This is a genomic window from Mesorhizobium sp. M2A.F.Ca.ET.067.02.1.1, assembly GCF_004023285.1.
In the GTDB taxonomy this organism is placed as follows: Bacteria; Pseudomonadota; Alphaproteobacteria; order Rhizobiales; family Rhizobiaceae; genus Mesorhizobium.
In genome coordinates, this window is sequence record NZ_RZSB01000555.1 from 1 (window position 1) to 3980 (window position 3980).

At 62.4% G+C, this 3980-nt stretch carries 3 protein-coding genes and 1 pseudogene; all 4 read right to left on the reverse strand.

Features of this window, described 5'->3' with window-relative positions; translation table 11 throughout:
• Positions 1-198 (reverse strand): annotated as a pseudogene (locus tag EOA28_RS27380) (NADH-quinone oxidoreductase subunit N); the annotation flags it as partial.
• Between the two features lie 14 nt (positions 199-212).
• Positions 213-1718, reverse strand: coding sequence for an NADH-quinone oxidoreductase subunit M (locus EOA28_RS27385; protein WP_127251983.1), 1506 nt, complete (start codon positions 1716-1718; stop codon positions 213-215).
• Positions 1718-3691 carry an NADH-quinone oxidoreductase subunit L gene (nuoL, locus tag EOA28_RS27390; protein ID WP_127251984.1) on the reverse strand — a complete coding sequence of 658 codons (1974 nt, stop codon included), beginning with the start codon at positions 3689-3691 and terminating at the stop codon, positions 1718-1720. The genes EOA28_RS27385 and nuoL overlap by 1 nt, the downstream gene beginning before the upstream one ends.
• An 11-nt stretch (positions 3692-3702) precedes the next feature.
• Positions 3703-3980: NADH-quinone oxidoreductase subunit NuoK (gene nuoK / locus EOA28_RS27395; RefSeq protein WP_128315475.1), on the reverse strand; the 278-nt coding region annotated here is incomplete at its 5' end.

The following is a 3980-nucleotide window of genomic DNA, read 5'->3' on the forward strand; positions in this document are numbered from 1 at the left end:
GCCATAGGCAGCGCCTTGCCCGCCGGAGAAGGCGAGCCAGAGTCCGGCCACCACCAGCACAAGGACGGCCAGGCCGGTCACGGTCATGGTGTTGTTGGAGCGCGAATAGGCTCCGATCATCAGGAGCACCAGCGCGCCGACAGCGAGGATCAGTTCCGGCGTCGAGAGTGAAAGGCTGGAGAGAAGGTCCGGCGTCATGGTCTATTCCCCGGTCAGTTCGCCGCCGCGGTCTGCGCGGAATTGATGGATGCGGTGACGTTGGTGACGAGCGCCTTGACCGATTGGGCCGTCGCGTCGAACACCGGCGCCGGATAAACGCCGAAGAAGATGACCAGCACCACCAGCGGGTAGATGATCGCCTTCTCGCGCGGCGAAAGATCGAGCAGGTTCTTCAGGCTGTCCTTGGTCAGCGCGCCGAAGATCACGCGTCGATACAGCCAAAGCGCGTAAGCCGCCGACAGGAAGACGCCGGTCGCGGCGAAGAACGCCACCCAGGTGTTGACCTTGAACACACCGAGCATGGTCAGGAACTCGCCGATGAAGCCGCTGGTGCCCGGCAGGCCGACATTGGCCATGGTAAAGATCATGAAGACGGTGGCGTATTTCGGCATGTTGTTGACGAGGCCGCCATAGGCGTCGATCTCGCGCGTATGCATGCGGTCGTAGATGACGCCGACGCACAGGAACAGCGCGCCCGACACGAGGCCGTGGCTGAGCATCTGGAAGATTGCGCCCTGCACGCCTTCCTGGTTCATGGCGAAGATGCCCATGGTCACGAAGCCCATATGGGCGACCGACGAATAGGCGATCAGCTTCTTCATGTCCTCCTGCATCAGCGCCACCAGCGAGGTGTAGATGATGGCGACGACGGAGAGCGTGAACACCAGAGGCGCGAACATCGCCGACGCTTCCGGGAACATCGGCAGCGAGAAGCGCAGGAAGCCGTACCCGCCCATCTTCAAGAGGATGGCCGCCAGGATGACCGAGCCCGCCGTCGGCGCCTCGACGTGGGCATCGGGCAGCCAGGTGTGTACCGGCCACATCGGCATCTTCACCGCGAAGGACGCGAAGAAGGCCAGCCACAGCCAGGTCTGCATGTTGGCCGGGAACTGATGCGTCAGCAGTGTCGGGATGTCCGTGGTGCCCGACTGGAAGAACATCGCCATGATGGCGAGCAACATCAGCACCGAACCGGCGAGTGTGTAGAGGAAGAACTTGAACGAGGCATAGACGCGCCGCTTGCCGCCCCACACGCCGATGATGATGAACATCGGGATCAGGCCGGCTTCGAAGAAGACGTAGAACAACACGATGTCGAGCGCGCAGAATACGCCGATCATCAGCGTCTCGAGGATCAGGAAGGCGATCATATAGGCCTTGACCCGCTTCTCGATCGCTTCCCAGGAGGCGAGGATGGAAAGCGGCATCAGGAACGTCGTCAGGATGACGAACAGCATCGAGATGCCGTCGACCCCCATGTGGTAGGAAATGCCCGAATCCAGCCAGGCGTGCTTCTCGACGAACTGGAAGCCAGCCTGCGAATTGTCAAAGCCCGTCCAGATGAACAGCGAGACGACGAAGGTGAACGCCGTCGTGATGAAGGCGATGGCGCGGATGTTGCGGCGCGCGTTTTCACTGTCGTCGCTGATGAACAGGATGAGCAGAACACCAACCAGCGGCAGGAAGGTGACCAGCGAGAGGATTGGCCAGTCAGTCATCAGAGCATCATCCAGGTGACGAGAGCGGCCACGCCGATCAGCATGGCGAAGGCATAATGGTAAAGATAGCCGGTCTGCAGCTTGACGACGCGGTTGGTGACGTCGACGACACGCGCCGAGACGCCGTCGGGGCCGAGCCCGTCGATGATCGTGCCGTCACCGGTCTTCCACAGGAACCTGCCGAGGCGCTTGGCCGGCTGCACGAACAGGAAGTCGTAGAGCTCGTCGAAATACCACTTGTTGAGCAGGAAGGCGTAGAGCAGGCGATGGTTGGCGGCGACGCTGCGGGGCAGTTCCGGCGAGCGGATATAGAATTTCCAGGCAACCAGCAGGCCGATCACCATGGCGACGAACGGCGCCAGTTCCACCCAGAGCGGCAGTTCGTGGATCTCGTGCAGGATGTGGTTGTCCGGCAGCGTGAACAGCGACGCCTTCCAGAATTCGGCATAGCCCTCGCCGATGAAGGCGCCGTGGAAGATGATGCCCGCGAACAGCGCGCCGGCCGCCAGAACATAGAGCGGCACCAGCATCACCGGCGGCGATTCATGGACATGATGCATGACCTCGTGGCTGGCGCGCGGCTCGCCGTGGAAGGTCATGAAGATCAGGCGCCACGAATAGAAGCTGGTGAAGCAGGCGGCGACCACCAGCAGGATGAAGGCAAAGCCGGCGACCGCATTGTGGCTGGCGAAGGAGGTCGCGATGATTGCGTCCTTGGAGAAGAAACCGGCGGTGCCGATCACCGTTGCCGGGATGCCGACGCCGGTCAGCGCCAGCGTGCCGACAATCATCATCCAGTAGGTGGTCGGGATCAGCTTGCGCAGCCCGCCCATCTTGCGCATGTCCTGCTCGTCGGACACCGCATGGATGACCGAGCCGGAGCCGAGGAACAGCAGTGCCTTGAAGAAGGCGTGCGTGAACAGATGGAAGATCGCCGCGCCATAGGCGCCGACGCCGAGCGCCACGAACATATAGCCGAGCTGCGAGCAGGTCGAATAGGCGATGACGCGCTTGATGTCGTTCTGGACGAGGCCGACGGTCGCCGCGAAGAAGGCGGTGAAGGCGCCGATGAAGGTGACGACGGTCAGCGCCGAGTGCGACAGCTCGAACAGCGGCGACAGCCTGGCCAGCATGAACACGCCGGCGGTCACCATGGTCGCGGCATGGATGAGCGCCGAGACCGGCGTCGGGCCTTCCATGGCGTCCGGCAGCCAGGTGTGCAGCGGCACCTGCGCCGACTTGCCCATGGCGCCCATGAAGAGCAGCAGGCAGACCACGGTCAGAGCCGTCTGCTTGTCGAGCGCATGGCCGAGGAAAGTCAGCACGGCGGCGCCGGCAGGCGCGCCTTCGGCCGGCAGGAATGACGCCGCATTGGCAAACACGGTGCTCAGATTGACCGAGCCGAACAGCACGAACACGCCGAAGATGCCGAGCGCGAAGCCGAAGTCGCCGACACGGTTGACGACAAAGGCCTTGATTGCGGCGGCGTTGGCCGACGGCTTCTTGTACCAGAAGCCGATCAGCAGGTAGGAAGCGAGACCGACGCCTTCCCAGCCGAAGAACATCTGGATGAGGTTGTCGGCGGTCACCAGCATCAGCATCGCGAAGGTGAACAGCGACAGATAGGCGAAGAAGCGCGGCCGGTTCGGATCGTGGTGCATGTAGCCGATCGAATAGATGTGAACCAGCGCCGACACCGTGTTGACGACGACCAGCATCACCACTGTCAGCGTGTCGATCCTGAGCGCCCAGGAGGCGTCGATGCCGCCTGACTGGATCCAGCGCAGCACCGGCACGGTGAACACCTCGCCATGGCCGAAGCCGACGGTGAAGAAGGCGATCCAGGACAGGATAGCCGCGATCACCAGGAAGCCGGAGGTGATGTATTCGGAAGCCTTGGCGCCGAGCGAATTGCCGAACAGGCCCACAATCAGGAAGCCGAGCAGCGGAAGGAAGACGATAGCCTGATACATGATGGTTCCCGTCAACCCTTCATCGCGCTCACGTCTTCGACCGCGATCGAGCCGCGGTTGCGGAAGAAGACGACAAGAATGGCAAGACCGATCGCGGCTTCAGCGGCCGCGACCGTCAGCACGAACAGGGCGAACACCTGTCCGACGAGGTCATGCAGCGCCGCCGAGAACGCGACGAAATTGATGTTGACCGCGAGCAGGATGAGCTCGACCGACATCAAGATGACGATGATGTTGCGGCGGTTCAGGAAGATGCCGAACACGCCGAGCGTGAAAAGGATCGCCGATA

What these genes read in the sequence shown, in the direction of transcription:
- nuoL (WP_127251984.1), bottom strand. Translation starts at nt 3,691, where the DNA reads ATGTATCAGGCTATCGTCTTCCTTCCGCTGCTCGGCTTCCTGATTGTG.
- EOA28_RS27385 (WP_127251983.1), bottom strand. Translation starts at nt 1,718, where the DNA reads ATGACTGACTGGCCAATCCTCTCGCTGGTCACCTTCCTGCCGCTGGTT.